This window comes from uncultured Blautia sp., assembly GCF_902497045.1.
Classification (GTDB): domain Bacteria; phylum Bacillota; class Clostridia; order Lachnospirales; family Lachnospiraceae; genus Blautia_A.
The window spans coordinates 1-6,301 of record NZ_CABVDF010000167.1; the positions used below are offsets into that span (position 1 = coordinate 1).

At 44.8% G+C, this 6,301-nt stretch carries 6 protein-coding genes; all 6 read right to left on the minus strand.

Annotated elements, in window-relative coordinates; all coding sequences use genetic code 11:
- The coding region (locus RDS42_RS11130; protein WP_308783727.1) for a phosphotransferase at window positions 1-881 on the minus strand (881 nt) is incomplete at its 3' end.
- Window positions 882-1,051: 170 nt separating this feature from the next.
- Complete coding sequence (locus tag RDS42_RS11135) at window positions 1,052-2,377, minus strand: CCA tRNA nucleotidyltransferase (RefSeq protein ID WP_308783732.1); 1,326 nt, start codon at window positions 2,375-2,377, stop codon at window positions 1,052-1,054.
- A gap of 1 nt (window position 2,378) precedes the next feature.
- The gene (proS, locus tag RDS42_RS11140; RefSeq protein WP_308783728.1) at window positions 2,379-3,818 is read right to left on the minus strand and encodes a proline--tRNA ligase; all 1,440 of its coding nucleotides are present in this window, start codon (window positions 3,816-3,818) and stop codon (window positions 2,379-2,381) included.
- A gap of 417 nt (window positions 3,819-4,235) precedes the next feature.
- Window positions 4,236-4,724, minus strand: a complete 489-nt coding sequence (locus tag RDS42_RS11145) for a dCMP deaminase family protein (RefSeq protein ID WP_308783729.1) — start codon at window positions 4,722-4,724, stop codon at window positions 4,236-4,238.
- Window positions 4,725-4,754: 30 nt separating this feature from the next.
- Window positions 4,755-5,186: a ribose 5-phosphate isomerase B gene (gene rpiB, locus RDS42_RS11150; RefSeq protein ID WP_308783730.1), complete on the minus strand. Its 432-nt coding sequence runs from the start codon at window positions 5,184-5,186 to the stop codon at window positions 4,755-4,757.
- A complete protein-coding gene (locus RDS42_RS11155) occupies window positions 5,183-6,247 on the minus strand; it encodes an L-threonylcarbamoyladenylate synthase (protein WP_308783731.1) in 1,065 nt (354 codons plus the stop codon). Before RDS42_RS11155 ends, rpiB begins: the two co-directional genes overlap by 4 nt.
- Window positions 6,248-6,301 lie beyond the last annotated feature (54 nt).

Consider the following 6,301-nt stretch of genomic DNA (forward strand, 5'->3'; position numbering starts at 1 on the left):
GCTTTATTATGCGTATAATAATAATTAGAAATTTTCCAGAATTTGTCAGGATATGAAAAACGAATCTTCAAATATTCTTTTTCCTCTTTGGAAAGAGCACTGATCTCACAATACGCTTTCAGCATTTCCTCTGACAGTTCCTGATTCCAGTTGTATTTTTCCATGATTTTACGCATAAACCGATAAAGATCTCCTGCCTGTATTCCAAAGCACCAATGTGAAAATCCCGTCACTCCTGCTTCATTTTTCAGTATCCGTACATTATGCTGGTTGTATTCTCCATGGCAGATACTCCCCTTGTTCAAAGCCTCCCGGCACAGTTCGCCATAAAAAGATTTCTCCAGCATCTGCTCTGCCTGCTCAGCTCTTTCAAGGAACCATTCCACCACGTTCAGATACTCTTTCTCAAAAACACTGGAAGGCCCCTTCTTTCGGATAAATTTGCGTATCTTTCGAAGTTCCTGATTATGACGGCGATATTCCTCAGAAAGATCTGGTTCTGCATAATCTGGTTCTAAAGGCAGATGCATCTCTTTGTGGATTGCGGCCAGAGTTCTTACTGCCAGCAGAATTTCTTCCTTTGATCTCGGATCACACTCCCGCCCTTCCAGCCACAGCTGAAGTGTATATGGTATCCCGTCTCTGTCATAAGAGATAAGCTCCCCCTCTTGATTTGGAACATATACATCCACCAGGCATCCGGCATCCTTCATTTTTAAAAGAAGTTCCTGTTGTTTTTTTAGTTTTCTCTCAGATCCCTTAAATTCACGAATGATGTAATCTCCTCTGTCTGTACGGCAAAGAAGCGCGCCTCTTATCCGTGCTGTAGTTCTGACTGTCAGCTGGTACTGAGTCAGGGTACTGAGTCCATAATCATACAAATCGGTTTCCCCCTCATTTTTTGTACTTTCTATCTTATGTAAAGAAGGGGGCAGAATATGAGGACAAAACCTGATTTCCACGATAGATCTGAATCTGCATAAGAAATATTTGTGCCTGAACAAAATGAACAGGTCCGGATTTTTCTGATCCGGACCTGCATTACATATTCTTAATTTTTTTCAAAAAATTTCATCAATTTTTCTTTTGTATTGTCTTCCGGATATTCCAGTACATGCTCCAGCATTTCTTCCAGAATATCTCCCAGACCTGGCCCGGGCTTACAGCCAGCTGCGATCAGGTCACGTCCGGTCACTGCAAGAGATTTCAAAGATATGCACTGCTTCCTCTCCAGAATTTCTTCATAGCACTTTCGTACTCCCTGGAGACGGGCTTTTTTTTCTTCTCTTCTATAGGTACTCTGGGCAAGCATATCCGCCTCCTGCACCTCCAGATAAAGCGAAAAAATATCCTCTCCGATCTTATTTACAGCACGGCGTACAGAAACCATTTCCGGCAGCGGTCTGGCATCATGCCATTTCACCAGACGGCATACCTTATACAAGGTATCATTATCAAATTTCAAACGCCGAAGAATCTTTTTCGCCATCTGTTCGCTCTCAGGACCATGAAGTTTAAAATGATCCCTTCCATTTTCATCAGTCTTTTTTACCACAGGCTTTCCCATATCGTGAAGAAGCATGGTCAGTCTCAGAACTTTGTCTGCACGGACCTTCAACAGACTCTGCAAGGTATGTTCTCCTACAGTATAACAATGATGTGGTGTGTTTTGCTCTGTTTTCATACATGCATCAAATTCCGGAAGGAACTCTCCTGTGATCCCTGTTTCATAGGCAGTCCTGAGATAATCCGGATGAGGCGATACCAGAAGCTTTACCAGTTCCACCTGGATCCGCTCTGCACTGACATTCTTCAGATTAGGTGCAAGAGAACGGATTCCTGCCCGTGTATTTTCCTCAATCTCAAATCCCAGCTGAGCAGAAAATCGTACTGCCCTAAGAATTCGAAGGGCATCTTCCCGAAAACGCTCCATGGGATCTCCTACGCAGCGGATTACTTTTTGCTCCATATCTTCCATTCCATGAAACAGATCCACCAGACCTCTGTCCGGATGATATGCCATGGCATTAATGGTAAAATCCCGTCTTTTCAGATCTTCTTCCAGGCTTGAAGTAAACATCACTTCCCGTGGATGACGGCCATCCTCGTAATCACCATCCACCCGGTACGTGGTTACTTCAAAACCTTCTTTATCAATAAGAACGGTAATCGTTCCGTGCTGAAGTCCGGTATCTACCGTTTTTCGGAACAGTTCTTTTACCTGCTCCGGAGAAGCTGATGTGGTGATATCCCAGTCATCCGGTGATCGTCCCAAAATAGAATCTCTGACACAGCCTCCCACCACATAGGCCTCATGTCCGTTTTCTTCCAGAACACGCAGGATTTTTTCTGCACTGGAAGGTATCTCAAGCTTCATATTAATATGCTCTGCCCCAGTAAACCATTTTTTTAGCCGGTTTGCCGCAGCATACGCAGACATCACTTAAATGCTCCTGCTCAAAAGGCATACATCTGGAAGTTGCCTGAACATCCTCTTTGATCTTATCCTCACAAGCCTGGTCTCCGCACCACATTGCCTTTACAAATCCAGGTTTTGTATTGATCGTCTCCTTAAAGGTCTCATAATCTGTAGCTACATAGGTATGGGCATCGCGATGTGCACGGGCTCTTTCCAGCATATCCTTCTGCATGGTATCCAGGATTTCCTGAACCTTTGACGCAAGTTCTTCGAAAGTCACCACATATTTTTCTCTTGTATCGCGGCGGCAGATCACAGCCTGTCCATTTTCAATATCCTTTGGACCACACTCAATACGAACCGGAATTCCACGCATTTCCTGCTCGGAGAATTTATATCCAGGGCTTCTGTCTGTATCATCTACTTTTACACGGATGCCTGCTGCTTTCAGGGCTGCAAACAGCTCGTCCGCTTTCTCCAGCACGCCCTCTTTACGCTGCTGGATCGGAATCACAACCGCCTGTACCGGTGCAATTCTTGGAGGAAGCACAAGACCGCTGTTGTCACCGTGTACCATGATGATCGCACCGATCATACGGGTAGTCATACCCCAGGAAGTCTGATGTACATACTGGAGTTTATTTTCTTTGTCTGTGTACTGAATGCCAAAAGCCTTTGCAAATCCGTCGCCAAAGTTATGGCTGGTTCCGGACTGAAGCGCTTTTCCGTCATGCATCAGGGACTCAATCGTATAAGTTGCCTCTGCGCCGGCAAATTTCTCTTTATCTGTTTTCTGACCTTTTACCACAGGAATAGCAAGAACTTCTTCACAGAAATCTGCATACACGTTCAGCATCTGAATGGTTCTCTCCTCTGCTTCTTCAGCTGTAGCGTGGGCTGTGTGGCCTTCCTGCCACAAAAATTCTCTGGAGCGGAGGAAGGGACGTGTTGTTTTTTCCCAGCGCACTACAGAACACCACTGGTTATAAACCTTTGGAAGGTCTCTGTGAGACTGAATTTCTTTCTGATAAAAATCACAGAACAAAGTCTCAGATGTCGGACGCACACAAAGCCGTTCCTGCAGAGGATCCAGGCCACCGTGAGTTACCCATGCAACCTCCGGAGCAAAGCCTTCTACATGGTCTTTTTCCTTCTGAAGAAGAGATTCCGGAATAAACATCGGCATGTACACATTCTGTACCCCGGTTTCCTTAAATCTTCTGTCAAGCTCATTCTGGATGTTCTCCCAGATGGCATAGCCTGCCGGTTTGATGACCATACATCCTTTTACGCTTGTATAATCGCAAAGCTCTGCTTTTTTTACCACGTCAGTATACCACTGTGCAAAATCTTCCTCCATGGAAGTGATGGCTTCTACTAATTTCTTCTCTTTTGCCATGATCGTTCTCCTTTTCTCAATACAGTTATTTCTTGTTTCCGGGATCTGGAAGGACAGGATAAAACAACAAAAAAGCCCTTCCAATCCCTGCAAAGGGACCGAAGGACTTCGGCGGTACCACCCTGATTAGCAGTACCTCCTTGATCGTTCTGTATATCACAGACCGATATATACTGCTCTCTCTTTTTCTTTAACGCAGAACTACGCCGTACTTCAATTGTACGGGGCTCCGAGGCCGGTTCCATACTTCCCGCACAGAATCCTCACACCACCGCTCCGTTTATAACTAAAAGCTTCGGGATTCCTCTCTGAGATTGTTCCGCATGTACTATTCTCTTCACTGCCGTTTTTTATCCATCAGGCAGATGCCTGAACTGAATTTCATTGTATGCGAAAAAATATCCTCTGTCAAGCCTTTCAGACTGTAAATTTAATTTCCCGTCCGGTACGGTTATATTTATAATATCTGACTCCTGCTGCATCCAGCATACGTTTGGATGCTATCACCGAAGGAGTATTTTCATATTTATCACAATCATACACAATTGTTTTGATTCCGGACTGAATGATTGCTTTGGCACATTCATTACAGGGAAAAAGGGAAACATATAATTTGGCTCCCTCCAGACTGCCGCCTCTGTAATTAAGAATCGCATTCAGTTCACTGTGCGTTACATAAAGATACTTTGTATCCAGTTCGTCTCCTTCTCGTGCCCAGGGAAATTTATCATCTGAACAGCCCATGGGGAAACCGTTGTATCCCATAGAAAGAATTTTATTATCCTGACTTACAATACAGGCTCCCACCTGGGAATTCGGATCTTTTGAGCGCATTCCGGAGAGCATTGCCACCCCCATAAAATACTCATCCCAGGAAATATAATCCTTTCTTTTTTCATCACCCATTATAAACCCCTCCCGGTATACTGTTTTTGATTACTCTGTTTCTATCTGGCTGATCCTGCGGATATGTCTCTCATCATTGGAAAACGGGGTATTCAGGAAAGTATCCACGATTTTCAGTGCAAGTCCTGCTCCTACTACTCTTCCCCCCATAGCCAGTACATTGGCATCATTATGGAGTCTTGTAGCCTCTGCGCTGAAGCAGTCTGAGCAAAGAGCTGCACGGATTCCTTTGAATTTATTTGCTGTAATAGAAATTCCGATACCTGTTCCACAGATCAGAATTCCCTTCTCACATTCACCGCTCTGGATGGCACGGGCAACTTTTTTTGCATAGACAGGATAATCAACTGCCTCCAGTCCTTCACATCCATAATCAATATACTCCACCTTCTGTTCATCCAGATGTTTTTTGATCTCCTGCTTTAATTCAAATCCACCGTGGTCACATCCTAATGCTATCATTTTTGTTCCTCCTGTACTTTAATAATTTTATGGCCTGCCGCTTTAAGCAGGCGGTTCATAATAGCCTGTCCCATTTTGGGAGTGTAAAAAGCTTCTGAAAAAATAGCGCTTACACCATCTCCGTCAAAATCCCGAAGAACTTCGTAAAGATGATGAGCAATGGTTTCTTCTTCCGCTCTGCTGCCTATACTGCGGACAACCCCTGCTTTGTATAGATCAGCAGTTTCATCTGTTGCGATGATGCCTACTGTTTTTCCCTGTTCCTCCGCTTCGGATGCTCTGGAATTAATATAGGAGATCACCTTTTCTGTTTCACCTTCCACAATAGAAAGATCCGCCTCCGGAGCATAGTGACGGTACTTCATTCCCGGAGCTTTCGGACGCACACTGCTGTCTGTGATCAGAAGCCCTTTGTCCATTTTTACCTCTCCAAGTGTCTCCTGCAGCATTTCCAGAGAAATATATCCCGGCCTTAAAACTACAGGGATTTTTTCTGTAAAATCGACGATGGTAGACTCCAGGCCAATCCCAACCTGACCTCCGTCCAGGATCATATCAATGGCATCTCCCAGATCTTCTTCTACATGTTCTGCCATAGTCGGACTGGGCCGGCCTGAAGTATTCGCGCTTGGCGCCGCCACAAAGCCGCCGGCAGCCTTAATAAGCTCCTGTGCGATCACATCACTTGGAAAACGGACAGCCACACTGTCCAGTCCTCCTGTTGTCTCCTTCGGAACAATATCCGCTTTTGGAAGGATCATGGTCAAAGGCCCCGGCCAGTATTTTTCAGCCAGAATTCTGGCTCCTTCCGGAATCTCAGTGGTGACTTCTTTCAACTTTTCAATGTCAGCAATATGAACGATCAAAGGATTATCCGAAGGACGTCCCTTAGCCGCATAAATCTTCATGGATGCTTTGGGGTCCAGAGCATTTCCCCCAAGTCCGTAAACGGTTTCTGTAGGAAAGGCCACCAGACCTCCGTTCTTTAAAATCTCTCCTGCTTTTTTTATGGCTTCTTTATCCAGATGCTCTGCATCCATGGATACAATCTCTGCTCTCATGTTACCCAACTCCTTATGACATTGCACTTCCCGCAATCCATATTCTTCTTTTAA